Below are 24,338 nucleotides of genomic sequence, written 5' to 3'. Positions count from 1 at the left end.
CGGATACTGACTTGTGAAGACGGCAATCATCTTCGACTGCGAGTTTCTCTGCCTTGAGGGCTCACAACGCAGATACTGGTGCGCGGCCCATGACCCGGATCCGGTCATCGCCCAGATCGGGGCTGCAAGGCTCGGCCTCGAAGGCGACTTCCCCGTGCTGGGCACGCACAAGGCCTACATCCCGCCGAAAGACTGATTCGGCGAGAGATACGCGCTCGATCCGTTCTTCACCGGGCTGACCGGCATCACCGAAGAAATCATCGAGGCCGAAGGCGTCGGGCTGGAAGAAGCCCTTGCCGGCGTCGATCGGTTTTCCGATGGAGCTCGGTTCTGGTCCTGGGGCAAGGACGAACTGAACATGATCGCCATCAGTTGCTATGTCGCGGGCATCAAGCCGCCCATCCCGGCCACCCGGTTCGACAACGCCGTGAAACTGCTGATCGCGGCCGGCATGCCGATCGAGGACCTGGCAAGGACACCGAGCAACAAGCTTGCGCAATATTACGGCGTCGAACACCCGCCATTGCAGGGGCATGACGCGCTAGACGATGCGCTGTCCGTCACCTACACCCTGCAGCACCTGATGAAGACTGGAAAGCTGCGGCCGGACGTCTTCGACCGTCCGTAGCCCGAAAGATGGAACTCCTGCGCGTCTGGCGCTCAGATCACCGAATCGGTCCAGCGGACGATCTGCTTGGCCGCATCGCCGAAGGCCGCGTCGAGCGCGCCGACATAGGCCGGGTTGCCGCTGCCTGATACGGGTGCGGATGCGGTGAAGTTCTTGGAAGCCTTCACTTCGCCGTTGCGGTCGTTGAGCAGGCGCACGAACAGGTCGACCTCGGCATGTTCGCCGCCATTGACGCGGACCTCGAAGGACCGGACCTCGACGATCACCTGATAGTCGATCGCCAGCCCCTCGCCCGGCTTGCCGACGCCGGCAAAGCTGCCCGAGCGCTGGAACGTCTCGGCCAGCCGCGCCTGCACGATCAGCGGCAGGCGGTCGGCCCATTGCGCGCCCTTCAGATACTGGATCGAGCGGTCGGAGGGTTTGATGACGATGTTCTGGCTGTCCAGCGCCTTCAACGCCGAAGGCTGGGCGATCAGGATTTGCTTGCGGCTATGGCCATGCGCGTCGACCGATGGCGCCGACAGTTCGAACGTGTCGAGCGGTGCCGGCTTGCCGCCGAGAGCCGCGCAACCGGCAACCGCCAGGACAGCCAGCAGCGCAGCTGATTTCAACCCGCCTGTTCCAAGCCTACTCAACGCCACGCGTGATCCCCGCTGTCCCCGATCGTAAGATCAAACCCGCATTCACGAGCACTGTTCTTGCGGCGGGGCGGCGCCGAAGTCAACGCCGCGCCCTGCCGTCGAACTGACGAACCTCGCCCTCGCCACCCGAAAGGATGCGCTGCGGATTGCGGCTGAGATCCGTCACCGCCTCCTCGATGCGGTTGATCGAGCGGCGGCTGTCCTGCACCAGCGCCTCGACATTCTGCAGCCCCTGGCCCGAGAAGCGCGCCAGATTGTCGGTGATGACCCCAAGGCGGGCGTTCAGCGTATCGGCGACCTGCTTGAAGGATTTCAGCGTATCCCTTGCGTCGGCCATCACGCCGTCGGCCTGACCCGAGCCGAGCAGCTTGTCGACCTTGGCGAGGATGCCGTCGACCCGCACCGAGGCGTCGTTGAGCCGTTGCGCCAATTGCCTGGCGTCCTTGATTGTCTGGTCGATGTCGTCGGCCCGATTGGCGATCTTGCCGGTCACCTCAGCGATATCGGCAGCCGCCTTGTTGGCGTTGTCGCTGGCCTTCTGGATGTTGGCGAGCGCTTGGCGCACCTGCGCCGGGTCGATGCCGTCGAGTACGCCATCGACCTTGGCCAGCGTGCCTTGCGTCTGCTTGGCGAAGTCGTTGACCGATCCGACAGCCGTATCGACGTTCTTGATCACGCCATCCAGCTGCCGCGAGGTTTCCTTGAGGTTCCCCGTCACCGTGTCGACATTGGCAACGATGCTCTTGATCTTGTCTTTGTCGACGGCATTGAGCAGGCCCTCCGCTGCCTTCAACGTGCCGTCGAGCTTGCCTGAAACGCCTTTCAGCTCATCGGACAGCGCGCTGACGGCGGACAAGAACTTGTCGATGCCGTCGGAATTCCTGGCCAGTGCATCGGAAAACGTCCGTACGTTCTGCACGGTCTGCGTCAGCGGCCCGCGGACATCCTTGGTGAAGCCCTCCAGCTCCGTCAGCACCTTGTCGGCGCGGGTAAAGATGTTCTGCGCCGTCTGCAGCAGATTGGTCACGGCCGAAGGATTGGCGATAATCTCGGCAACCTTGCCCTCCTTTTCAGCCTGGTCGAGCAGCTTCACTTCCTTGGGGTCGGCGCCCTTGAGCTCGATATTGGCCTGCCCGGTAAGGCCGGCAAGGCCGATATCGGCCTGCGTCGACTTGGTGATCGGCGTCATCCGGTCGATCTCGGTGTCGGCGATGGCGACAGTCGGATTGTCGACGTCGATATAGACACGCTTGACGTCGCCAACCTTGACGCCGTTGAACAGCACGAAGCTGCCGCGGCCGAGACCAGAGGCCGAGCCCGGAATGCGCACCCGCAGCAGCGTCGTCTCGCCCCTGTCGCCGATCGCGGCCGTCCAATAGACGAAGCCGAAAGCCGCCAGGATCGCAACCAGCGTGAAAATGCCGACAATGACGTAGTTGGCTCTGGTTTCCATTGCTTCACTTATGGCTATGCACGAGCGGCAAGATCAAGTTGCCGTGCGCGTTTTCCGCGGAAATAGGATTTCACCCACGGTTCCTCGCTCTTCAGCATGTCGTCGATAGTGCCTTCGACCAGGACCTTTTTCTTGCCCAGCACCGCCACGTGGTCGCAGGCTGTAAACAGCGTATCGAGGTCGTGGGTCACCATGTAGACGGTCAGATCCATGGTGTCGCGCAGCTTGACGACGAGTTCGTCGAACTCGGCCGCGCTGATCGGGTCGAGGCCCGACGTCGGCTCGTCGAGAAAGACGATGTCGGGGTCGAGCGCCAGCGCCCTGGCAAGCGCGGCGCGCTTGATCATGCCGCCGGAGAGTTCGGAGGGAAACTTCTGCGCCGCATCCGGCGGCAGCCCGACCAGCTCGATCTTGAGCAGTGCCAGCTCGTCCATCAGCTTCCTCGGCAGGTCGAGATATTCGCGCATCGGCACCTGCACGTTCTCCATCACGGTCAGCGCCGAAAACAGCGCACCATGCTGGAACAACACGCCAAGACGCATGTCTATGCGCAACCGCTCGATGTCGCTTGCCTTGTCGACGTCGACGCCGAACAGTTTGATTGTTCCCGACTGCTTGGGCATCAACCCAAGAATGGTGCGCAACAGCACGGACTTGCCGGCGCCCGAGGCCCCGACGAACCCCAGTATTTCGCCGCGCGTGATGTCGAGCGACAGCTTGTCGAGGATCAGTTTGTCGTCAATGGCAACGGTGACGTCGTGCACCGAAAGGACGATTTCGCTGTCGACCTCGTCCTTCACCTCGACCCCATTGCCCTTCGCCATCTTGTCAGAACTCGATCGCTGCGTAGAACATGGCGAAAAGCCCGTCGAGGATGATGACGACGAAGATCGACTTCACCACCGAAGCGGTCACGTGCTGGCCGAGCGATTCGGCGCTGCCGCCAACCTTCATGCCCTCGACGGAGGCGATCGTGCCGATGATCATGGCCATGAACGGCGCCTTGATCAGGCCGGCGAAAATCGTGCTGAGATCGATTGCGACACGCAACCGGTCGATGAAGGCAGCGGGCGGGATATCGGAGTAAAGCCAGGCGGCGACAATGCCGCCGCCAAGTGCGGCAAAATTCGCGATGATCGTCAGGCAGGGCAAGGCGATCACCAGGGCAACCAGCCGCGGAAAGACCAGGACGCCGATCGGATTGAGGCCGATGACCTTCAGCGCATCAACCTCCTCGCGCATCTTCATGGAGCCGATTTCGGCAGTGATCGCGCTGCCGGAGCGGCCGGCGATCATGATTGCCGTCATCAGCACGCCGAGTTCACGCAGGATCAGCACGCCGACGAGATCGACGACGAAGATGTCGGCGCCGAAATAACTGAGCTGATAGGCGCCCTGCTGGGCGACGATGGCCCCGACGATCGCCGACATCAGCACCACCACGGGGATAGCGCCGACGCCCATGCGATCGATCTGGTTGAAGATCGCTGCCGGGTTGACCGCATGGCCGCGGCCGAGCTTCATCTGCGCGCCGCGGATGGTGGCGCCCAATATGTTCATCGAGGCGAGGAAATCGTCGCGCATCTCGTAGACGCGCCGGCCAACCGCCTCCAGCGCCCGAATGACAATGTTGGGCGGCCGCGCCGGTCCGGATTCGGGCTCGCGCCGGACGGCTTCGCCGACTGCTTCGAGCAATATGGAAGCGACGTCACTTTGGCCTTGCAGCCGGACCTCGACATTCTTCTTCTCGAAGACGCTGACCAGCCGGTCGATCAGCCAGGCGCCGGCGGTATCGATCTTCTCGATTTTCGAAAGATCGAGCGCCAACGTCTTGAAACCGCTTCGCTTCTCGATCTTGCGCATCTCGGCGTCGATCAGCGCCACGGTCCGTGTCGTCCAGACTCCGGAAAACGCGCAGCCGAGGACGCCACCCTCCTCGCCGACCGCCACGCGCGGGTCGTGATCAGCCCCCGAGGCGGTCGTACCGCTTGCGTCGCGTTTACCGATGGTCAACATGGCGTCCTGTTTAGCCTGATGGGTCCGACCTTGTCGATTTGCCGACAACCCTTCTCGCATAGCCGGAGCAGAAAAATATGGCGCGTGTCATTTCGGTCGAGGCCGAGCGTTTTCCGATCGCCGGGACCTTCACCATTTCGCGCGGCTCCAAGACCGAGGCCGAGGTCATCACCTGCACGATCAGCCAGGGTGGCCATAGCGGGCGTGGCGAATGCGTTCCCTACAGGCGCTATGGCGAGACCATGGCTGGTGTCCATGACGCGATCCAGGCGATGAGTGACCGGATCGCCGGCGGGATGGACCGCATCGCCCTGCTCGACGCAATGCCTGCCGGGGCGGCGCGCAACGCTGTAGACTGTGCCCTTTGGGATCTTGAAGCCAAGATCAGCGGCAATCCGGTGGCGAACGCAATCTGGCCGGACCCGTTGCATCGGCTCGAAACCGCTTACACGCTGTCGCTCGGAGAACCCGAGGCGATGGCGGCGCAGGCCCGCGCCAACGCCGGCCGGCCGCTGCTCAAGGTCAAGATCGGCGGCGACAACGACATCGCCCGCATCCGGGCGGTGAGACAGGCCGCGCCCGAGAGCCGGTTGATCCTCGATGCCAATGAAGGCTGGACCGACGACAATATCGTCGCGAACCTCGCCTTTGCCGCCGAACAGGGCATCGCCCTGATCGAGCAGCCGCTGCCGGCGGGCCGTGACGGCATTCTGCGCCACATCGCGCATCCAGTGCCGACCTGCGCAGACGAGAGCATTCATGAAGCAGGGAACCTCGAAGCGCTTGTCGGGCTCTACGATGCCGTCAACATCAAGCTCGACAAGTCCGGCGGGCTGACGGCGGCGCTCACCTTGCGCGACCGCGCTCGTGAGCTGGGTTTCGGCGTCATGGTCGGCTGCATGGTCGGCACCTCGCTGGCAATGGCGCCGGCCGTTCTGCTCGCGCAAGGAGCCGATTTCGTCGACCTCGACGGCCCGCTGCTGCTTGCCCGGGATCGTGTGCCGGGTCTCGTCTACCAGGGATCGCTCGTCTCACCCCCGGACCGGGCGCTGTGGGGCTGAGCGCGCCGCAAGCCCGATCAGCACGAGGCCAATGATCGCGATCGGGATCATCGCCAGGAAGCCATCGACGCCGAGACGGTCATAGAGCGGACCGGAGGCAAGCGTGACGGCGGCCATGAAGAAGCCATTGAAGAAATAGGCGATGCCTTGCGCGGCGCCCGTGCGTTCTTCTGAGACGGTTTCGGCGATCATCTTCTGCAGGCCGATCAGCACCATTGCGACAGACACCGAATGCAGCGACTGCACTGCGAAAAAGCCGCCGACGCCAAGGCCGAGCGGCCACACCAGCGGAAAGGCGATCCAACGCACGATCGAGCCGATGCCGGCAATGAGCATGACCCGGACGACGGGTACGGAGGCGAATATTCGATTGAAAAACAGGAACATGCAGACCTCGGACACCACCCCCCATGCCCATAGCAGGCCGACGACGGAATCGCTGATGCCGATCGATTTCCAATAGATCGAGACGAAGCCATAAAGGAAGGCGTGGCTGGCGGTGATGATGCCGACACCAAGCGTGAAATAGAGGAAATAGGCATTGAACAGGCCCGGCGCCGCCTGCTGGATTTCCGCCGCCGACAGCGGCGAGGCCTTGCGCGGCTTCCCCAGGCGCGGCGCCATCAGGCCTGCGGCGAGTGCCGCGCCAAGGGCAAGGAATATGATCACCGGAACGGCCCGGGGACCAGTAGCCGCCAGGATGAAGCCGCCCGCGACGTTGGCCAGGAGATAGCAGATCGATCCCCATTTGCGCATGCCCGCATAGTTGGATCCGAAGCGGCGCACGCCCGAAAGCGCCAGCGAATCGGCGATCGGCGAATGCGGGGTCCAGACAATGGTCAGCAGCAACGACACCGCCAGCACCGTCGCGTAGGTCGGCGTCAGGAAATACCCCGCGGACAACAGCAACGAGGCCGCGACGAGCACGACATAGACATCGGCGCGGTCCCTGGCACGATCGGCAAGCGTGGTCAGCAGCGGTGTCGTCACCACGCGCAGGAACATGGGCGCCGCAAGGATGACGGCGATCTGCTCGGCGTGAAACCCCTTGGCCTGCAGCCAAAGCGGGAAATAGGGCAAATGGGTGCCAAGCGATATGAACAACGTGCCGAAGATGAGGCTCATGCGCAGCTCAAAACGGCTCGGCTTCACGAGTTGTTCGGGCGAAAGCGGCGGCAGCGGCATGAATCGATCCAATGACGCTGCGCTCAACGACCGGCGAGCAGCGCAAGCCGATCCTTAACATGAGGAAAAACCGGGCGAAACCGGCTGGACCAGTCGATTAACACCAGAAAGTACAGGGCCGGCTTCCGCCTCAGGCGGCCTGCACCACCCTGTCCTCGATCAGCATCGGGATGAAGGGCTCGTCAGGCGCCTCAGGCAGCACATGCGCCCAGGTCAGGATCTCCATGCGGCCGTCGAAATGCTCGACCACGGCGGTGCAGCTCTCCACCCAGTCACCGGTGTTGATGTATTGCACGTCGCCATAGCTTTCGATGGCGGCATGGTGGATGTGCCCGCAGATGACGCCGTCGACATGCGAGCGTCGCGCTTCCTCGCTGAGCACCGTCTGGAACGAGCCGATGAAGTTCACGGCCTTCTTGACCTTGACCTTGGCCCAGGACGAAAACGACCAGTAAGGCAGGCCGAGCAGCTGACGCAACCGCGTGATCACCCGGTTGACCTGCATGGCGGCGTCATAGGCATGGTCGCCGAGATAAGCGAGCCAACGCTGGTTGTGGACGACGGTATCGAACTGGTCGCCATGGATGACCAGCAGTCGCCGACCATCGGCGGTTTCGTGGATGGCGCGGTCGGCCACGACGATGCCGCCGAAATGCACGCCCTGGAACTGGCGGGCGAATTCGTCGTGATTGCCGGCGATATAGGTGATCGAGGCGCCCTTGCGCGCCTTGCGCAGCAGTTTCTGCACGACGTCATTGTGGCTTTGCGGCCAGTGCCAGCTGCGCCTCAGGCGCCAGCCGTCGACGATATCGCCGACCAGATAGATGATGTCGGCATCGTGGTAGCGCAGGAAATCGATCAGGAAATCGGCCTTCGCCGCTTTCGAGCCCAAATGGACATCGGAAATGAACATGCTGCGGAAAGTGCGGGGCCCTTGGCCTGACATCGGATTCACCCTTGCTTTCGAGCAGCCTATGCCCCGATTCATGCAACAACCGTATGACGGTTGCGATTGGTCCAGCGCTGGCGCTAGCCTGCCGGGCAAATCAAAGGAGAAATCGTCATGGATCTTGGTATCCGCGGAAAGAAGGCCATCGTCTGCGCTTCGAGCAAGGGGCTCGGGCGTGGCTGCGCCATGGCGCTGGCCGAGGCAGGCTGCGACATCGTCGTCAATGGGCGCAATGCGGAGCTGGTCGCCAAAACCGCCGCGGAGCTGCGCCAACGCCATGGCGTGACGGTGACGGAAGTCGTCGGCGACGTTTCGAAGCCGGAGGTACAAAAGGCGTTGCTCGCCGCCTGTCCGGAACCCGACATCCTCGTCAACAACAATGGCGGGCCGCCGCTCCGCGATTTCCGCGAGCTCGATCGTGGAAAAATCCTCGAAGGCGTTACCCAGAACATGGTGACACCGATCGAACTGGTGCAGGCGGTCATCGACGGCATGGCGGCGCGCGGCTTCGGGCGCATCGTCAACATCACCTCGCTGTCGGTCTACGTCCCGATCCCCGGCCTTGACCTCTCATCGGGTGCGCGCGCCGGCCTGACGTCGTTCCTTGCCGGCGTGGCGCGCACGGTGATCGAGCGCAACGTGACCATCAACAGCCTGCTGCCGGGCAAGCTCGACACCGACCGGCTGCGCGGCCCGCATGAGGCCGGCACGCCGGAGGATCCCAAGGCGGCCGCGGCGCGCAAGACCCGCATCAGCGCCGACGTACCGGCCAAGCGGCTCGGCACGCCGGAGGAATTCGGCCAGATCTGCGCCTTCCTGTGCTCTGTCCATGCCGGCTATCTGACCGGACAGAATATACCCGTCGACGGAGGCCTCTACGTTAGCGCGTTTTGACCGGCGAGCCTGCGAAGCAGCGCAACCTGATTTCGCATGAAACATCCGTAACAAACTGATAAATAATGGATTTTGACGCGCCGGCATTTAAAGCCGCCGGCGCGTCAATTAGCGTCGCGAAAAACCTTGGCCTCATGCTAAAAGGACTCCCGAAGCAGGTTTCGAGGAGCGGCCGCATGGAAGGCGAGAACAAGAAAACGGCACGTTCGGACCTCGACGAAGCCGCCCTCTACTTCCACAAGCATCCTACGCCGGGAAAGCTCGAGATCCAGGCGACCAAGCCGCTCGGCAACCAGCGCGACCTGGCGCTCGCCTATTCGCCTGGCGTCGCCGCCCCTTGCCTCGAGATCCGCGACAATCCGGCGACTGCCGCCGACTACACGGCGCGCGCCAACCTGGTCGGCGTCGTGTCGAACGGCTCGGCCGTGCTCGGCCTCGGCAATATCGGGCCGCTTGCCTCCAAGCCGGTGATGGAGGGCAAGGCGGTCCTGTTCAAGAAGTTCGCCGGCATCGATGTCTTTGACATCGAGATCGACGCGCCGGAAATCGAGCGCATGGTCGAGACCGTCGCCGCACTGGAGCCGACCTTCGGCGGCATCAACCTCGAGGACATCAAGGCGCCGGAGTGTTTTGAGGTCGAGGAACGCCTGAAGGCTCGCATGAGCATACCGGTGTTCCATGACGACCAGCACGGCACCGCCATCATTGTCGCCGCCGCCGTGCTCAATGGACTGGAATTCGCCGGCAAGACCATTTCGGACATCAAGGTCGTCACCTCCGGAGCAGGTGCCGCCGCCCTTGCCTGCCTCAATCTGCTCGTTTCGCTCGGCGTGCGCGTCGAGAACATCTGGGTCACCGACCGTTTCGGCGTCGCCTACAAGGGCCGTGTCGACGAGATGGACCGCTGGAAAGACCCTTATGTGAAGGAAACCGAGGCGCGCACGCTGGCCGACGTCCTCCCGGGCGCCGATGTGTTCTTGGGGCTATCCGCCGCCGGCGTGTTGAAGCCGGAACTGCTGCAGCACATGGCGCCGAAGCCGTTGATCCTGGCGCTGGCCAATCCCAATCCGGAGATCATGCCGGAAGTGGCGCGCGCGGCGCGTCCGGATGCCATGATCTGCACAGGCCGTTCCGATTTTCCCAATCAGGTCAACAACGTGCTTTGCTTCCCCTACATCTTCAGGGGTGCGCTCGACTGCGGCGCCAGCGCCATCAACGAGGAGATGAAGATGGCGGCGGTGCGGGCAATCGCCGCCCTTGCCCGCGAGGAACCTTCCGATGTCGCCGCGCGCGCCTACTCCGGCGAAACGCCGATCTTTGGCCCCGAATTCCTGATTCCCTCGCCCTTCGACCCGCGCCTCATCCTGCGCATCGCGCCGGCCGTCGCCAAGGCAGCCTGCGACACCGGTGTCGCGACGCGGCCGATCACCGACTTCGCCGCCTATATCGACAAGCTCAACCGCTTCGTCTTCCGTTCCGGCCTGGTGATGAAGCCGGTGTTCTCCTCCGCCAAGGCTTCCAGCGCCAAGCGCGTCATCTACGCCGACGGCGAGGACGAGCGTGTCCTGCGTGCCGCCCAGGTTGTGCTCGAGGAAGGCATAGCCGAGCCGATCCTGATCGGCCGCCCGCATGTCATCGAGGTCAGGCTGAAGCGTTACGGCCTGCGCATCAAGCCCGGTGTCGATTTCGGCCTGATCAACCCGGAGGACGATCCGCGCTACCGCCACTATGTCGACCTCCTGATCGAACTCGCCGGCCGCCGTGGCGTGACGACGGAGGCCGCGCGCACCATGGTGCGCACCGACAACACGGTGATCGCGGCGCTGGCGCTCAAGCGCGGCGACGCCGACGCCATGATCTGCGGCCTCGAAGGCCGTTTCGAGCGGCATCTGCGCAATGTGACGCTGATCATTGGGCCGCGCACCGGCATCAAGGACCGGGACCTGTCGACCCTTTCCATGCTGATCTCGCAGCGCGGCATCATCTTCCTCACCGACACTCACGTCTCCGTCGACCCCACGGCCGACGAAATCGCCGAGATGACCGTGCTGGCGGCCGAGGAAATCCAGCGCTTCGGCATAGAGCCGAAGGCGGCGCTGCTGTCGCATTCGGATTTCGGCTCGCGCGATTCGCCCAGTGCTCTGAAGATGCGTCAGGCCGCAGCCATTCTGGCGCGCATCGCGCCGGAACTGCAGTGCGATGGCGAAATGCACGCCGATTCTGCCTTGTCGGAACATTTGCGCCAGCGCGTCTATCCGCATTCACGTCTGAAGGGCGAAGCCAACCTGCTGGTGTTCCCGAACCTCGATTCGGCCAACATCACGCTGACGGCGCTGCGCGCCATGATGGATGCCCTGCATGTCGGCCCCATCCTTCTCGGCACCGACAAGCCAGCGCACATATTGACGCCCTCGGTGACCTCGCGCGGCGTGGTCAACATGACGGCGCTGGCCGTGGTCGAGGCCGCGCACAAGGCGCAGGCCGTCGCCAATCTGGACTGAACGGGCTCGCGCGACCCGATTGATCCAGCCTCGCGTGGGCGGATGAAGTGTTGCGAGCCCACAACTCTTAACCGAGAAATCCCGCACTGGACGAATGCCGATTTCACGGAACGGATCAATTTGATATGGTCAGGCCGTCTGACTAGGCCGTGAGAATGTCATGAGAGCCCTGTTGCTCGCTTCGACAATGCTGATTGTGACTGGCGCAGAGGCGTTTGCCGCCGACGCCATCGGGTCGGAGCCGACCGTGCATGACTGGTCCGGCGTCTATGTCGGCGGGCATCTCGGCTATGGTTTTGGCAGCACAGACGCGACCTACAACCTGCCAAACACGCCAACGATCCGGGGCACGCAGGATTATGACACCGACGGCTTTCTGGGCGGTGTCCAGATCGGCTACAATTACCAGGTCAATTCCGCGGTTCTTGGAATCGAGGCCGATATTTCGGGCGCCGATATCAAGGGACATTCCGACGAGATCAATGTCGGCGGAGGTGATGTCTACGACACCAAGGTGGATTGGTTCGGAACGATCCGCGCCAGGGCGGGCTATGCTTTCGACAGCACCCTTGTCTACGGGACTGGCGGCCTTGCTTTCGGAGGCGTCGAAAACCAATATCTCGACGGACCCGCCAACAGCTATTCCGAAAAGAACACCAACGTTGGCTGGACGATTGGCGCAGGGCTGGAGCAGGCAATCACCGATCATTGGTCGGCAAATGCCGAATATCGATATGTCGACCTGCGGGACCAGACGATCAACTACGCGCCCAACTCCAATACGACCTTCGACAATACGTTCAGTACCGTCAGGATCGGGATGAACTACAAGTTCTGACGGCCGGCCATGCCCATTGCCGCGGCTGACGGGCACCATCGAATGCGCGCCGCTTTTCAGCCGACACAAGATGACTTCCGAAATGGACGATTAACCGCGAACGGCGTAGCCTTGGCCATTACTGGCAAGCGGGATCGAGGCGGATGGCAAGCGGAGGTTTGAAGCAGGCGCATGCTGCCGTGCTGCTCGGCCTCCTGCTGTCCGGCGCGGCGGTCAGCGAGCCGCAGGCCGCTTCGCGGGTCTGCCGTCAACTGGAGGCTGACCTCGCCGCGACCTCACGCGGCGGTGGCGGAGGCCCGGCATTGGTGCGGAAATACGACGCCGCGATCGAAAGGCAGCGCGACCAGATCTCGAAGGCTCGCGGTCAGGCGAGCAGCGCCGGTTGCGGGTTCTCGCTGTTTTCACGCAACATCAACCAGTGTGCCGGGCTGAACGCCACCATCGAGCGCATGAACGCCAATCTCGACAGTCTACAGGCCAAGCGTGCCCAGCTCGCCGGCGGCGGCTCACGCCGCGACCGCGGCCGCATCCTGGCGGCGCTCGATGCCAATGACTGCCGTGACGATGCGGTGGGGCCCCGTCGCGCGCCTCCGCAGGAAGCCAATCGTGAAGATGGGGACAATGCCAACCTCTTCGACCAGCTTTTCGGCGCCGACAACCGGCGGATCGATACCTTGGACCAGCCTGACGATTCGGGCGAAGAAAGCGATGTCAGCCGCGTCCTGAACCAGCCCGGCATTCCGGACGTTGCGGGCAGCGGCGGCGAATTCCACACCAGTTGCGTGCGCACTTGCGACGGCTATTTCTTCCCCATGTCGAACGCCGCCTCGGCCGGCGATTTCGAGCGCGACCAGAAGAATTGCGAATCGGCCTGCCCCGGTACCGAGATGCAGGTCTTCTATTCGCGCGGCATGGACGACGATTCGGCATCGATGACGTCATCGGTCACCGGCAGGCCCTACGGCGAGTTGCCGACCGCCTATCTCTACAAACAGCCCAACATGTCGCGGCCACCCGCTTGCGGCTGCAATGCCGCGCAGAATTTCCAGATCATTGGCGGCAACTCGCCAAGCCAGCAACAATCACAGCCCGAACCGGACGCGGCGCCGTCTGTTCCGGTACCGCCCTCGAAGCCCGATCCGGGTGCCGACCCCGAGACCCTGGCCAACATGCAAGGCGGGCTCGACCGTGAAGCCATCAAACGTCTTTCGGCCAGGCCGGTGACATCGCCCGTTTCGGCCCTGCCCCCGGAACAGCGTAAGGTCAGGGTCGTCGGGCCAACGTTCCTTCCCGACCCATCAGCGGCAATAGATCTGCAAGCTCCGGCCCCGAAGACCGTCCAGTAAGGGCAAGCCTGAGCGGCATGAACAGCGCCTTGCCCTTGCGGCCGGTCGCTTCCCTGATCTTGCCGGTCCAATCCTTCCAGACCGTCCCGTTCCACGGCTCCTCAGGCAGGAGATCGAGTGCCTGGTGGAGAAAATCGCGGTCGTCATCGGAAAATTCGGGCATCTCCTGCGGCCCTTCGCGCAGGACACGCCACCAGGCAATCGCATCAGCCAGCCGGTCGAGATTGCCGCGCACCGCCAGCCAGAACGGCTCGGCGTGTTCGCCGGAAATACCCAGCACCATCAACCGGTCCCGCGCCTCGGCGAACGGCATACGGTGCAACAGCACCCGGTTGAGCACGAACAGCTCGGCCGGGTCGAACTTGGACGACGATTTCGAGGTCGCGGCCGGGTCGAAATGGCCGGCGAGTTCGGCCAGGTCATGCGCGGCCGCGACATTCTCCGATGTGCCGACCAGCACGGCCAGCGAAGCGACGGCCATCGGCTCGATGCCGTCCTCGCGCAGGCTCTCGATGGAAAGCGCGCCGGTGCGCTTCGAGAGTCCCTCGCCCGAGACGGTGGTCAGGAGATTGTGGTGGCCGAAAACGGGCGGCTCGGCGCCCAGCGCCTTGAACAGGGCGATCTGCACGCCGGTGTTCGTGACATGATCGTCGCCGCGGATGACGTGGCTGATGCCCATCTCGATATCGTCGACGACGGAGGGCAGCGTGTAGAGATAGGTGCCGTCCTCGCGCACCAGCACCGGATCGGACAGCGAAGCCAGATCCACCGTCTCCTCGCCACGCACCAGATCGTCCCAGTGGATCTCGGTGCGCTCCGGCTGCAGCGGATCGCTGGAGAAATTGGGCAGCAGGAAGCGCCAGTGGGGCCTGCGCCCGTCGGCCTGATATTCGGCCACCTGCTCCGTCGTCAACGCCAGTGCTTCGCGGCCATAGACTGGCGGCAAGCCTCGCGTGCGGCGCACCTTGCGCCTGAGGTCGAGTTCTTCCGGCGTTTCGTAGCAGGCGTAAAGGACACCCGCAGCCTTCAGCCGCTCGACCGCCGCGTCATAGATTTCGAAGCGTCGCGACTGATACTCGGTGGCATCCGGGAAAATGCCCAGCCAGTGCAGGTCGTAAAGGATGGCGTCGGCGAATTCCTGCTTCGAGCGGGCGACGTCGGTGTCGTCGAAGCGCTGGATGAAACGGCCCTTGTTGTTGAGGGCAAACAACCAGTTGAACAGAGCGGTGCGCGCATTGCCGATATGGATGCGGCCGGTCGGTGACGGGGCGAAACGAACGGTAACTGTCATGAGCGGGGCGTACCGGATGCCTTTGTGATTGACAAGATGCGCCCCCGCACCTTGCCGCAGACATAGAACATGGCGGCTGGAATGAAAAGACCGGGCCGGGGCGCGCCTCAGGCCGCGCATGGCCGGCGGCGCCCCCGAAGAGATAAGTCGAAGGCGATCAGCGGCCGAAGTCGTCGGAACTGAGGCGGGTCCAGCGGTCGCCCATCAAGCCGCCGATAGCGATGTCGCCGGAGCGGACCGCCTCCGTGACCTCGGCGATTCGCGAGCGGACCATCGTCCCCCCGGCATAGCGGAAGATGAGATTCCTATAACCGAAGAGGTGGGACATGAACCTGCCCTGGGTCTGCCCGCTGATGCCCACGCGGCCCATATCCCGCGCTGCGGCGACAAGGCCATCCAGCGTCGCGCCCCAGTGAGGTCCGGACGCCTGGATTTGCAACAGGTTCGCCATGTCGCCGGCTTGACCGTAGAAGGCATAGCAGCCGAGCATTCTGCCGGTCCCGTCGTAAGTCCCGCCAAAATGAAGCGGGCCGTCGGCCCGCTTCTCGGCCGCCAATGCGAGCAGCCGCGGCAGCTCGCCATCCCTCCAACTCGGCCGAAGAGCGTAATCCGACAGGAGGGCTGGCAGCCGCTCGGCAAATTGCGCGGCGTTGATCGGCTCGGCATGGACCCGATGCGACGATGAAGGCTGGACGGGCGGTTCGAACCTTCGCTTCGTGAGAGCATCGAACGCCCTCGCGCAGGGTTCGAGTGCAAGGCGAGGCAGGCGGGGCCATTTGCGGTGCAGTGCGGCGGCCGCCATCGCGGCTGGCCGGAAGATATAGGTCCATCCCAGACAATGGACCGGCAGGAGCTGGTATTTCATCGGCCGCGCGAAGGCCAGGGATACCCGGTTGGCCGAATCCGTCAGCTGCAGATCGAATTCGCCTTGATGCAAGGCGCGCAGCAATTGCGGTCCGGCCGAGCCGTGATCGGCGCCAGGGTCGGCCATGAACGGACCGATGATCGCCGCATTCAATGCCGCTCCGTTGAGTTCGTAACGGGTTTTCAGAACGCCGAGGAACCCACCCAGATCGCCCTGCGGATTGATCTGGACAAGGGCACTGCTCTCACCGGACTGGCCGGCAGGGTCAAGATAGATCTTTCTCATATACTCGGCCGTCTCCGCGATCGCGCGATCGAGGAGGTGACGGCGACGCCGGCGAAACTGCGTCAGGAAGAGTGCGGCGACGCGTTCGAGATCTTCGGCGGCGAGCGGCCGAACCGAGCCATGCTGAGATTCCAGCACCGATGGCGCAGCCACCTTTTCCACGCCAGTAGTTCCGGAAGCAAGATGCATTGCGAAGACCGTTTAGGTTGCTTGTGCACCATACAACAACCAAAAGTAGAGGCAACGAATCTCGGTCGGTAACGTAAACAGACATCGCAACCCGATATCTGAAAAAACGGCTTCACAGGCGGATTTGCTCAGCCCGCATAAGCCGGGTGACAGGGGCTCGGAAGTCTCGCAGCGCGTGATGGAGATGGCCTCCAGCCTAAGCCGGAGGCCATCTCGGGTCAGACCATGAGGCCCTTGGTCAGTTCCAGCGCCTGGCGCTCGAACAGGCGGCGGTAGATGCCGCCCTTCAGGCGGATCAACTCGTCATGCGAGCCTTCCTCTACGATCTTGCCGCGATCGAACACCAGCAGCCTGTCGAGCGCCCTCACCGTCGAAAGCCGGTGCGCGATGACCAGCGTCGTGCGGCCGACCATCAGCCGTTCCATCGCCTGCTGGATCAGCACCTCCGATTCCGAATCGAGGCTCGATGTCGCCTCGTCCAGGATCAGGATGCGCGCATCGGCCAGGAAAGCGCGGGCGATCGCCACGCGCTGACGCTCGCCGCCCGACAGTTTCACGCCACGCTCGCCGACCAGCGTGCCATAGCCTTTCGGCAGGTTGGCGATGAAATCGTGCGCGCTCGCCAGTCTCGCGGCATGCTCGATCTCCTCTTGGCTGGCGCCTGGCCTGCTATAGGCGATGTTTTCGGCCAGCGAACGGTGGAACAGGATCGGTTCCTGCTGGACGATGGCGATCTGGCCGCGCAGCGACGCCTGGGCGACCTGCGAGATATCCTGGCCGTCGATCACGATCTTTCCCGCGTTCACGTCATAGAGCCGCTGGATGAGCTTGACGAAGGTGGTCTTGCCCGAGCCCGAGTGACCGACGAGCCCGACACGTTCACCCGGCGCGATATCCACCGAAAAGTCGCGATAGAGCGGCGACCGGTGATTGCCGTAGTGAAAGGTGACGTTGTCGAAGGCGATGTGGCCCTGCGTGATGGCAATCGGTCCGGCGCCGGGCCGATCTTCAATGCCGAGCGGTTCGGACTGGAAATCGACCAGTTCCTCCATGTCGTTGATCGAACGCTGCAAATTGCGGATATGCGTGCCGATATCGCGCAAATAGCCTTGCAGCACGAAGAACGAGGTCAGCACGAAGGCGACATCGCCGGCGCTCGCCTGCCCCCACGACCACAGCATCAGCGCCAGGCCGATCACCGCGGCCCGCATGACCAGCAGCAGCGCTCCTTGCGTGGTGCCGTTAATGGTGCCGCGCACCCAGGTGCGCCGTGTGCGGGCGCGCCATTTGGCAACCACCCTGGCGAGGCGGCGCTCCTCGCGCTCCTCGGCGCCGAAGCCCTTGACCACGGCGTTGCAGCTCACCGCGTCGGCCAGCGAGCCACCGAGGCGCGTGTCCCACGTGTTGGCAAGCCTTGCCGCCGGCGCCACATAGCCAAGCGACAGCATCGCCGTCACCATGATGAACAGCACGGAGCCAGCCGCGACCACCGCGCCCATCAGCGGCCAGAACCAGCCGAGCAGCAGCGTCGAGCCGAGGAGCATGACGACGGACGGCAGCAGCGCGATCAGGATGGTGTCGTTGAGCAGGTCGAGCGCCCACATGCCGCGCGTCACCTTGCGCACGGTCGAGCCGGCAAACGAGTTGGCATGCCAGTCGGTGGAAAAGCGCTGGACGCGATGGAAGGCGTCCGCCGCGATGTCGGCCATCATCTTCAGAGTCAATTCGACGATCGCCATGAAGGCAAGGTTGCGCAGCACGACGCCGGTGAGCGCCAGCGCCATCAGAATCAGGAATGCCGTCATCGCGGCATTCCAGGCAATCGCGTCCGCGCCGGCGCTGCTGGCGACGGCATCGACCAGCCGGCCGGAATAGAGCGGTGTCAGCACGTCGGCCAGCGTCGACAGCAGGAAACCGCCCATGATCAGCGAAAGCCGCCAGGGCTGGCGCCGCCAATGGATGAGCGTGAACCCAAGAACACTGCGAAAGGCGCTGGCGCGCAAATCGATCTTAAAACGAGCCATGATGTCATTCGGGCGCAAACGAGCCCGATCCCAGTAAGGTCGAAAATTGATAAACCGCGCCGGGCAATTGCCCATGAATGCGGAGGTTCGGCTATGGTTGGTCGCCCGCCCAATGGGCGGCGACCGGCAGCGGTAAATGCCTTTTCTGCGTCCGGAATGGTTCCGATATTTCGGAACACCGGCGCAGACCTAGGCTTCGCGGCCTCGCATAACGATGTCAAATCCTGGCATTCGGTCCTCCCTGAAGAGAATCGCGGAGACGTCGTTATAGGGACGCTTCGATCGTTCGCCAAGGCAAGCCTGGCCAAAAGCAGTGCTGGACCAGCCGATGAGGCGATTTTGCAACAGTCGCGACTGGTGCCTCTCGTCGTCGCGTTGCTTACCCGGCAGACACCGCACGATCGAGGCGCATGTATCGTCCATCCGTCGATGCCTTGAAGCCCAGTCTTTCATAGACCCCATGCGCGTCGCTGGTCGACAGGCTCCAGTGCGAGACGGTGCTGAGTTCAGGATGATCGATGAGTGCCCGCACCAGCCCCAAGCCGATGCCTTGCCCGCGATGCTCGGGCCAGATGATGATGTCGGCGAGATAGGCGAATACCGTGCGGTCGGTGATCGCCCGGCCGAAACCGACCTGCTTGCCGGCGATGTAAGCGGCGGCGCAGAACGAGTTGGCAAAGGCTCGGTGATGAAACGCATCGCTGCGTCCAGCTCCCCAGTAGCTCGCCATCAACAGGTCGGAGGTCGCGCGGAAATCGATGCGTGACAGGTCGAAGCTGATCTCACAATCCGGCATGATGGCACTCTCGCCGCGGTATCGCGCACTCTCGCTCAGCAGGCGAAAGGACGCCTATCCACGATCCCTAAAACGGTTGGTGATGGGATAGCGGCGGTCGCGGCCAAAATTCTTCCTGGTGATTTTTACACCCGGCGCCGCCTGCCGGCGCTTGTATTCGGCGATGTAGAGCAGATGTTCGATGCGTGTCACCGTCGCCCGGTCATGGCCGCGCGCGACGATGTCGTCGACGCCCATCTCGTTCTCGACCAGGCATTCCAGAATATCGTCTAGCACCGGATAGGGCGGCAGCGAATCCTGGTCGGTCTGGTTCTCGCGCAATTCGGCCGACGGCGCCTTGTCGATGATGTTCTTCGGGATCACCTCGCCCGAAGGCCCGAGCGCGCCCGGCGGCACATGGCTGTTGCGCCAGCGCGACAGCGCATAGACCTGCATCTTGTAGAGGTCCTTGATCGGATTGAAGCCGCCGTTCATGTCGCCATAGAGCGTGGCGTAGCCGACCGACATCTCACTCTTGTTGCCTGTGGTGACGACCATCGAGCCGAACTTGTTGGAGATCGCCATCAGGATGGTGCCGCGGGCGCGGCTCTGCAAATTCTCCTCGGTGATGCCTTCCTTGGTGCCTTCGAACAACTGCGTCAGCGTGTGCAAAAATCCTTCGACCGGCTCGAAGATCGGCACGATGTCATACCGGCAGCCAAGTGCGCGGGCGCAGTCCTCGGCATCCTTGAGCGAGTCCTTCGAGGTGTAGCGGTAAGGCATCATGACGGCGCGCAGCCGCTCCTCGCCGAGCGCGTCGACCGCAAGGGCCGCACAGATCGCCGAATCGATGCCGCCGGACAGGCCGAGCACCACATTCTTGAAGCCGTTCTTGTTGACGTAGTCGCGCAAGCCAAGCATGCAGGCGCGGTAGTCGGCCTCCTCCTTGTCCGGGATTTTCGACATCGGTCCTTCCGAGCAGACCCAGCCATTGTCCGCACGTTTCCAGGTGGTGACGTCGACCGCGTCCTCGAACTGGCTCATCTGGAAGGCGAGCGTCTTGTCCGCACCGATGGCGAAGGAGGCGCCGTCGAAGATCAGCTCGTCCTGGCCGCCGAGCTGGTTGGCATAGATCATCGGCAAGCCGCATTCGATGACTTGCTTGATGACGACCTGGTGGCGAACGTCGATCTTGGCGCGATAATAGGGCGAGCCGTTCGGCACCAGCAGGATTTCCGCGCCGCTTTCGGCCAGCGTCTCGCAGATGCCGACCTCGCCCCAGATGTCTTCGCAGATCGGGACACCGATGCGCACGCCACGGAAGTTGACCGGCCCCTGGATCTCGGGCCCGGCCTGGAAAACGCGCTTCTCGTCGAACTCGCCGTAATTGGGCAGGTCGAGCTTGTAGCGTTCGGCGATGATCTTGCCGCCATCGGCGAAGACGATGGAATTATGCGTGCCGCTCTTGCGCTTCAGCGGCGTGCCGATGATGACGCCCGGACCACCGTCGGCGGTATCGGCGGCAAAATCCTGTGCCGCCCGCTCGCATGCCCTGAGGAAGGCCGGCTTCAGCACCAGGTCCTCCGGCGGATAGCCCGCGAGGAAAAGCTCGGTGTAGAGCACGAGATCGGCGCCCTGGCGGGCAGCATCCGCCCTCGCCTCTCGCGCCTTGGCAAGATTGCCAGCGACATCGCCGACCGTCGGGTTGAGCTGGGCAATGGCGATACGCAGTATGTCGAGTTTTTTGGTCATGCCTGCTGACTTAGCGCGGCGGAATTCGCCCCGCAATGGCGTTCGCTTGGACCAATTCAGACCGTCAATCGTCGCCCATATACTCGCGCAGCGATTGCGGCGAATGGTTCTCTCCGATCGACATCGCCAGGATGCGCGAAATGTGCCGGCGCGGCAGGCCCGTCTCCTTCACCCATCGATTGATCTGGGCCTGGATCCTGTCGAGATCCTTCTTCGATGTCGGGTTCTCGGCGATGTCGAGGCCCGCGTCGCGAAGGGCGGCGGCCATATCGGCCGAAATGACGAAAGCGTCCCAGCCCAGCCAGCGCAGGAAATACTGGCCGGTGTTGCCGCCGAGCCGGCTGCCATGCTTGCCGAGATAGGCCATCAGCCCGACCTGGTCGTCGGCGGGCCAGTCGGCGAGAAACCGGCCGAAACCGCGATGCTCCCTGGACACGCGCTCGACGAAGGCGGCGTTGTCGCGAACGGATTTGATCTTCTGCGGATTGCGCACGATGCGTTGATCCGAAGCCAGGTCGTGCCAGAAATCGTCAGGCTGGAACAGCAACCGCTTGGGTTCGAAGCGCAGGAACGCCTCTTCGAATCCAGGCCATTTCTGCTCGATGACCCGCCAGACGAAACCGGCTGCGAAGACGCGCTCGGCCATCGTCGAGAGGATGCGGTCATCGGTGATGTCGGCCACCGCCGCATTGTCGGGCATCGGCCCCAACAGGGAGGTCAGTTCCGCCTCGCCGCCCTTGCGATTTGCCGCGCGAGCGCGAATTTTCTTGAAGTCGGCCATCGGTCCCTCTCGGTTCGCCTCAATCTAGCACTTCCCGCCTGGGCCGGCAGCCTCTACCTCTAGCGCAGCAAAGCGCTTGGAGACAGCCATGAACAAGACGATCGACGATCTGGCGAACCGCTGGCTGAAGCGTAAGCCGGATGGACTGAGCCAGCTGGAAAGCCGGGTGCTGCAAAGCACCATCGAGCGTACCACCATCACCAGGGACACCAACAAGGCCGTCGCCTTCCATCAGACCTTTGGCGACCGCCTTGCCGATACGATTGCCCGCATCGGCGGCTCCTGGTCCTTCATCCTGACCTTCATCGCCTTCCTGGTCGTCTGGACATCAGGCAATGTCTGGCTGTTGTCACGCGATGCGTTCGACCCCTACCCCTTCATCTTCCTCAACCTCGTGCTGTCGATGATCGCCGCCCTGCAGGCGCCGGTGATCATGATGGCGCAGAACCGCCAGACCGAACGCGACCGCATCGATGCCGCCCACGACTACGAGGTCAATCTGAAGGCCGAGATCGAGATCATGGCGCTGCATGAGAAACTGGACGAATTGCGCCACAGCCAGATCATCGGCATGCGCGACGAGATCGTGCGGCTGGCGGAAGTGGTCAAGCGGATCGATGAAAGACTGTCACAGCAGTCGGCGTCATGACCGAGGCGATCCACCATTTCATCGAACAATACGGGTTGCTGGCGGTTTTTCTCGGCTGCGTGGCCGAAGGCGAAAGTGCCGCGATCCTGGGTGGCTTCTTCGCTCACCAACATGTTTTCGTGCTGTGGCATGCCTTTGCCGCGGCAGCGCTGGGCGCCTTCGCCGGCGATACCTTCTTCTTCATCCTCGGCAGGAGTTTCGCCGATAATCGCCATGTCGTCAGGCTGCGTCGGCGGCCCGGCTTTCGCCGCGCCTACCGTCTGCTCAACACCCATCCCAACATATTCGTGCTGTCGAACCGCTACATTTACGGCATGCGCCTGGTCGGCGGCGTCGCGGCCGGCCTTTCGACCATAGCGGCGCCCCGCTTCGTCATCCTCAACGCCATCTCATCGGTGATCTGGGCAGTGCTGTTCAGCACGATCGGCTATGTCTTCGGATTGGGAGCCGAACAGTTGATCGGCCAGGCGCTGATGCGCCACGAGCGGCTGTTCGTCGGGCTTGGCATCGGCCTTGCCGTGGCCGTGCTTGCCTGGCTTGCCGCCCGCCACATCGCCAAGCGGGAGCGCGCCAAGGAGGTTTGACCGGTTAGTCGATGCCGAGCGCCCGATCACCCCGATCGAGAATGAGCGGGATGATCAGGTCCTCCTCATCGGCGAGATGCCGGGTCAGCATCGCGATCAGCCGGCTGTTTTCGTCGGCGTAGGCATCGGCGGCGAAGCGCTGCTTGTCCTCACTCTCCTGAAGTGTGCGGATGAAGGCATTCGCCGCCTCGGCGTTGCGCTCCAGTCCTTCGTGGATCGTGTGGTGATCGGCATCGAGAATGTCGAAGCCGCGTTTCAGACGGGGCTCCGCCTTGGCGAAGGCCGGGAAATACTGGTAGTCCTCGACATTGTGGTGCCCATCGAGATCCCGAGAAAATGGTTGAGGCGCGGTGCGAACCAGCGCGCGAAATCGGGAGCAGGCAGTCTGCCTTCGCGATAGTTGCCAATGCCGTGGCTGCAGCGGCACGACATGTTCCGCGAACTCGGCGGCATGCTCACCGGCGTTCGAGAAGCGAGGAATTCGTGACCTCTGCCATGACGGTCTCCTTTGGTGACTGTCATATAGGGATCAAAGTCTCAGATCGGCACCCCGGTAATGCGTTCGATCAGGGCAATGCCCCAGACGCCGCCAGCGATCACGACCGAAATCAGCACCGCCAGCGAGCCACAATCCTTGGCCAGCTGGATGTCGACATTGAACTCGCGGCTGAACGCGTCGCATGCCGCCTCGATGCCGGTGTTCAGAACCTCGACCATGATCAGCAGCAGCACCGCGCCGATCAGCAAGGCATAACCACGCCAGGAGACCGAAATGAACCATCCGGCCGGCAAGGCGAGCGCCAGCAGCATCAGCTCCTGCTGGAATGCCTTCTCATGAGCGGCCAGCTTGCGAAACGCCCGCACCGAATTGATAAAAGCATCGATCAGCCGTTGCATGCCAAGGCCCCTCTCGGAATCACCGGCCCGGGATAAAGCAATGCTCCGATCAATGGAATAAGGCGGATCGTCCAAATTTCATTCGGCGACCGGTATGGATGGCGTCGACTTTTCAAACTGCGGCAGCCCGTCGTCTATCGAATAATAGTCGCCCTTGTCGCCGACGAAGATATGACATTCGCCCTTGAGCGCGGTCGGCTTGTCGAACGATCCCGCCATGACCGAAATATAGTCCTGATCCATTGCCTTCCAGAACAGCACCGATCCGCATGCCTTGCAGAAGCCGCGCCTGGCGAAAGCGGACGCTTCATACCAGGTGATGCTTTCCGTCCCTTCAATCGAGATGTCGGTATCGGCGACATTGGTCGCGGCATAAAAATGCCCGCTCTGTTTACGGCATTGCGAACAATGGCAGTAGACAACGCCACGCAGCGCCCCGCTTGTCCGGAAGCGGACCGCTCCGCACAGGCATGATCCCTGGTGGTTGTTGCTCATTTCGGCACTCCTCGAAGAAACCTCGTCTCCAGCATCCTTGTCAGGATTCCAGCTTCGCGGTGGTTACGCGCAAGCAAATACGACATCGATTGGCGCGGCGAATTCGAAATTCAGTTTCATTTGCGGCAACACACCGCGGAGTTTCGCATTCAAGACCACCGAACAGCGGGTTGTCCCGGGATGGTTGTGCAAAAATTCATGCGATTACAGCCACAGGTAGAGAACGCCTCTGGAAGTCG

The 24,338-nt window shown here is 62.9% G+C and carries 22 protein-coding genes and 1 pseudogene; 8 read left to right on the top strand and 15 right to left on the bottom strand.

Annotated features, from left to right (window positions below; all coding sequences use genetic code 11):
* Positions 1 to 13 precede the first annotated feature (13 nt).
* Positions 14 to 628: pseudogene (locus EN861_RS16755) on the top strand (3'-5' exonuclease).
* A gap of 32 nt (positions 629 to 660) precedes the next feature.
* Here the strand turns inward: EN861_RS16755 and EN861_RS16750 are convergent.
* The 4 genes from EN861_RS16750 to EN861_RS16735 form a co-directional block, all read right to left on the bottom strand.
* Positions 661 to 1,239 carry an ABC-type transport auxiliary lipoprotein family protein gene (locus EN861_RS16750; RefSeq protein WP_245511798.1) on the bottom strand — a complete coding sequence of 193 codons (579 nt, stop codon included), beginning with the start codon at positions 1,237 to 1,239 and terminating at the stop codon, positions 661 to 663.
* Between the two features lie 109 nt (positions 1,240 to 1,348).
* A complete protein-coding gene (locus tag EN861_RS16745; protein ID WP_127279083.1) occupies positions 1,349 to 2,722 on the bottom strand; it encodes an MlaD family protein in 1,374 nt (457 codons plus the stop codon).
* A gap of 14 nt (positions 2,723 to 2,736) precedes the next feature.
* Positions 2,737 to 3,546, bottom strand: coding sequence for an ABC transporter ATP-binding protein (locus EN861_RS16740; protein WP_127872567.1), 810 nt, complete (start codon positions 3,544 to 3,546; stop codon positions 2,737 to 2,739).
* A gap of 4 nt (positions 3,547 to 3,550) precedes the next feature.
* Positions 3,551 to 4,738: an ABC transporter permease gene (locus EN861_RS16735; protein WP_127872568.1), complete on the bottom strand. Its 1,188-nt coding sequence runs from the start codon at positions 4,736 to 4,738 to the stop codon at positions 3,551 to 3,553.
* A gap of 77 nt (positions 4,739 to 4,815) precedes the next feature.
* Here EN861_RS16735 and dgcA point away from each other — a divergent pair, with 77 nt between their 5' ends.
* The gene (gene dgcA / locus EN861_RS16730) at positions 4,816 to 5,799 is read left to right on the top strand and encodes an N-acetyl-D-Glu racemase DgcA (protein ID WP_135864435.1); all 984 of its coding nucleotides are present in this window, start codon (positions 4,816 to 4,818) and stop codon (positions 5,797 to 5,799) included.
* Here dgcA and EN861_RS16725 read toward each other — a convergent pair.
* Both EN861_RS16725 and EN861_RS16720 read right to left on the bottom strand, forming a co-directional pair.
* On the bottom strand, positions 5,770 to 6,984 hold the full coding sequence (locus EN861_RS16725) for an MFS transporter (RefSeq protein WP_135864433.1): 1,215 nt from the start codon (positions 6,982 to 6,984) through the stop codon (positions 5,770 to 5,772). The two genes, dgcA and EN861_RS16725, sit on opposite strands and share 30 nt — an antisense overlap.
* A 130-nt stretch (positions 6,985 to 7,114) precedes the next feature.
* A complete protein-coding gene (locus EN861_RS16720) occupies positions 7,115 to 7,897 on the bottom strand; it encodes a UDP-2,3-diacylglucosamine diphosphatase (protein WP_188393844.1) in 783 nt (260 codons plus the stop codon).
* Between the two features lie 150 nt (positions 7,898 to 8,047).
* On the opposite strand from EN861_RS16720, the gene EN861_RS16715 reads away from it, so the two are divergent.
* The 4 genes from EN861_RS16715 to EN861_RS16700 all read left to right on the top strand — a co-directional run bounded on the left by EN861_RS16715 (position 8,048) and on the right by EN861_RS16700 (position 13,512).
* Complete coding sequence (locus EN861_RS16715; protein WP_027146364.1) at positions 8,048 to 8,827, top strand: SDR family oxidoreductase; 780 nt, start codon at positions 8,048 to 8,050, stop codon at positions 8,825 to 8,827.
* A gap of 176 nt (positions 8,828 to 9,003) precedes the next feature.
* Positions 9,004 to 11,328, top strand: coding sequence for an NADP-dependent malic enzyme (locus tag EN861_RS16710; RefSeq protein ID WP_135864431.1), 2,325 nt, complete (start codon positions 9,004 to 9,006; stop codon positions 11,326 to 11,328).
* Between the two features lie 160 nt (positions 11,329 to 11,488).
* On the top strand, positions 11,489 to 12,166 hold the full coding sequence (locus EN861_RS16705) for an outer membrane protein (RefSeq protein WP_135864429.1): 678 nt from the start codon (positions 11,489 to 11,491) through the stop codon (positions 12,164 to 12,166).
* Between the two features lie 143 nt (positions 12,167 to 12,309).
* Positions 12,310 to 13,512 (top strand): DUF2865 domain-containing protein, encoded by a 1,203-nt coding sequence (locus tag EN861_RS16700; RefSeq protein WP_135864427.1) that lies wholly within the window; start codon positions 12,310 to 12,312, stop codon positions 13,510 to 13,512.
* On the opposite strand, the gene gltX is transcribed toward EN861_RS16700, so the two are convergent.
* The 6 genes from gltX to EN861_RS16670 all read right to left on the bottom strand — a co-directional run bounded on the left by gltX (position 13,430) and on the right by EN861_RS16670 (position 21,474).
* Positions 13,430 to 14,803, bottom strand: coding sequence for a glutamate--tRNA ligase (gltX, locus tag EN861_RS16695; RefSeq protein ID WP_135864425.1), 1,374 nt, complete (start codon positions 14,801 to 14,803; stop codon positions 13,430 to 13,432). The genes EN861_RS16700 and gltX overlap by 83 nt on opposite strands.
* Positions 14,804 to 14,960: 157 nt before the next feature.
* Positions 14,961 to 16,115, bottom strand: a complete 1,155-nt coding sequence (locus EN861_RS16690) for a hypothetical protein (protein WP_245512042.1) — start codon at positions 16,113 to 16,115, stop codon at positions 14,961 to 14,963.
* A 245-nt stretch (positions 16,116 to 16,360) separates the two neighbouring features.
* Positions 16,361 to 18,166 carry an ABC transporter ATP-binding protein gene (locus EN861_RS16685; RefSeq protein ID WP_135864420.1) on the bottom strand — a complete coding sequence of 602 codons (1,806 nt, stop codon included), beginning with the start codon at positions 18,164 to 18,166 and terminating at the stop codon, positions 16,361 to 16,363.
* Between the two features lie 379 nt (positions 18,167 to 18,545).
* Positions 18,546 to 18,962 carry a GNAT family N-acetyltransferase gene (locus EN861_RS16680; protein ID WP_135864418.1) on the bottom strand — a complete coding sequence of 139 codons (417 nt, stop codon included), beginning with the start codon at positions 18,960 to 18,962 and terminating at the stop codon, positions 18,546 to 18,548.
* 54 nt (positions 18,963 to 19,016) lie between these two features.
* Positions 19,017 to 20,693, bottom strand: a complete 1,677-nt coding sequence (locus EN861_RS16675; protein WP_127278682.1) for an NAD+ synthase — start codon at positions 20,691 to 20,693, stop codon at positions 19,017 to 19,019.
* 64 nt (positions 20,694 to 20,757) lie between these two features.
* Complete coding sequence (locus EN861_RS16670; protein ID WP_127278683.1) at positions 20,758 to 21,474, bottom strand: DNA-3-methyladenine glycosylase I; 717 nt, start codon at positions 21,472 to 21,474, stop codon at positions 20,758 to 20,760.
* Between the two features lie 88 nt (positions 21,475 to 21,562).
* On the opposite strand from EN861_RS16670, the gene EN861_RS16665 reads away from it, so the two are divergent.
* Both EN861_RS16665 and EN861_RS16660 read left to right on the top strand, forming a co-directional pair.
* Positions 21,563 to 22,123 carry a DUF1003 domain-containing protein gene (locus EN861_RS16665; RefSeq protein ID WP_127872581.1) on the top strand — a complete coding sequence of 187 codons (561 nt, stop codon included), beginning with the start codon at positions 21,563 to 21,565 and terminating at the stop codon, positions 22,121 to 22,123.
* Positions 22,120 to 22,707 carry a DedA family protein gene (locus EN861_RS16660; RefSeq protein WP_127278685.1) on the top strand — a complete coding sequence of 196 codons (588 nt, stop codon included), beginning with the start codon at positions 22,120 to 22,122 and terminating at the stop codon, positions 22,705 to 22,707. Before EN861_RS16665 ends, EN861_RS16660 begins: the two co-directional genes overlap by 4 nt.
* A 4-nt stretch (positions 22,708 to 22,711) precedes the next feature.
* Here the strand turns inward: EN861_RS16660 and EN861_RS16655 are convergent, their stop codons facing one another.
* From EN861_RS16655 to EN861_RS16645, 3 genes are all read right to left on the bottom strand, one after another.
* The gene (locus tag EN861_RS16655; RefSeq protein ID WP_335930805.1) at positions 22,712 to 23,134 is read right to left on the bottom strand and encodes a hemerythrin domain-containing protein; all 423 of its coding nucleotides are present in this window, start codon (positions 23,132 to 23,134) and stop codon (positions 22,712 to 22,714) included.
* A 110-nt stretch (positions 23,135 to 23,244) separates the two neighbouring features.
* Entirely contained in the window at positions 23,245 to 23,604 is a 360-nt protein-coding gene (locus EN861_RS16650; RefSeq protein WP_127278686.1) for a diacylglycerol kinase, read from the bottom strand.
* A gap of 78 nt (positions 23,605 to 23,682) precedes the next feature.
* Positions 23,683 to 24,099, bottom strand: coding sequence for a GFA family protein (locus EN861_RS16645; RefSeq protein ID WP_127278687.1), 417 nt, complete (start codon positions 24,097 to 24,099; stop codon positions 23,683 to 23,685).
* Between the last annotated feature and the right edge of the window lie 239 nt (positions 24,100 to 24,338).

It is taken from the genome of Mesorhizobium sp. M8A.F.Ca.ET.218.01.1.1 (assembly GCF_004791165.1).
GTDB lineage: Bacteria > Pseudomonadota > Alphaproteobacteria > Rhizobiales > Rhizobiaceae > Mesorhizobium.
The sequence above is the reverse complement of the archived record's forward strand: the minus strand, read 5'-3'. Positions and strand labels throughout refer to the sequence as shown.

Excerpts from the sequence above, each read along its gene's own strand:
- dgcA (WP_135864435.1), top strand. The coding sequence starts at position 4,816 with ATGGCGCGTGTCATTTCGGTCGAGGCCGAGCGTTTTCCGATCGCCGGG.
- EN861_RS16665 (WP_127872581.1), top strand. The coding sequence starts at position 21,563 with ATGAACAAGACGATCGACGATCTGGCGAACCGCTGGCTGAAGCGTAAG.
- EN861_RS16735 (WP_127872568.1), bottom strand. The coding sequence starts at position 4,738 with ATGTTGACCATCGGTAAACGCGACGCAAGCGGTACGACCGCCTCGGGG.
- EN861_RS16710 (WP_135864431.1), top strand. The coding sequence starts at position 9,004 with ATGGAAGGCGAGAACAAGAAAACGGCACGTTCGGACCTCGACGAAGCC.
- EN861_RS16680 (WP_135864418.1), bottom strand. The coding sequence starts at position 18,962 with ATGCCGGATTGTGAGATCAGCTTCGACCTGTCACGCATCGATTTCCGC.
- EN861_RS16725 (WP_135864433.1), bottom strand. The coding sequence starts at position 6,984 with ATGCCGCTGCCGCCGCTTTCGCCCGAACAACTCGTGAAGCCGAGCCGT.
- EN861_RS16645 (WP_127278687.1), bottom strand. The coding sequence starts at position 24,099 with ATGAGCAACAACCACCAGGGATCATGCCTGTGCGGAGCGGTCCGCTTC.
- EN861_RS16675 (WP_127278682.1), bottom strand. The coding sequence starts at position 20,693 with ATGACCAAAAAACTCGACATACTGCGTATCGCCATTGCCCAGCTCAAC.
- EN861_RS16650 (WP_127278686.1), bottom strand. The coding sequence starts at position 23,604 with ATGCAACGGCTGATCGATGCTTTTATCAATTCGGTGCGGGCGTTTCGC.
- EN861_RS16700 (WP_135864427.1), top strand. The coding sequence starts at position 12,310 with ATGGCAAGCGGAGGTTTGAAGCAGGCGCATGCTGCCGTGCTGCTCGGC.
- EN861_RS16720 (WP_188393844.1), bottom strand. The coding sequence starts at position 7,897 with ATGTTCATTTCCGATGTCCATTTGGGCTCGAAAGCGGCGAAGGCCGAT.
- EN861_RS16740 (WP_127872567.1), bottom strand. The coding sequence starts at position 3,546 with ATGGCGAAGGGCAATGGGGTCGAGGTGAAGGACGAGGTCGACAGCGAA.
- EN861_RS16715 (WP_027146364.1), top strand. The coding sequence starts at position 8,048 with ATGGATCTTGGTATCCGCGGAAAGAAGGCCATCGTCTGCGCTTCGAGC.
- gltX (WP_135864425.1), bottom strand. The coding sequence starts at position 14,803 with ATGACAGTTACCGTTCGTTTCGCCCCGTCACCGACCGGCCGCATCCAT.
- EN861_RS16670 (WP_127278683.1), bottom strand. The coding sequence starts at position 21,474 with ATGGCCGACTTCAAGAAAATTCGCGCTCGCGCGGCAAATCGCAAGGGC.
- EN861_RS16705 (WP_135864429.1), top strand. The coding sequence starts at position 11,489 with ATGAGAGCCCTGTTGCTCGCTTCGACAATGCTGATTGTGACTGGCGCA.
- EN861_RS16685 (WP_135864420.1), bottom strand. The coding sequence starts at position 18,166 with ATGGCTCGTTTTAAGATCGATTTGCGCGCCAGCGCCTTTCGCAGTGTT.
- EN861_RS16660 (WP_127278685.1), top strand. The coding sequence starts at position 22,120 with ATGACCGAGGCGATCCACCATTTCATCGAACAATACGGGTTGCTGGCG.
- EN861_RS16745 (WP_127279083.1), bottom strand. The coding sequence starts at position 2,722 with ATGGAAACCAGAGCCAACTACGTCATTGTCGGCATTTTCACGCTGGTT.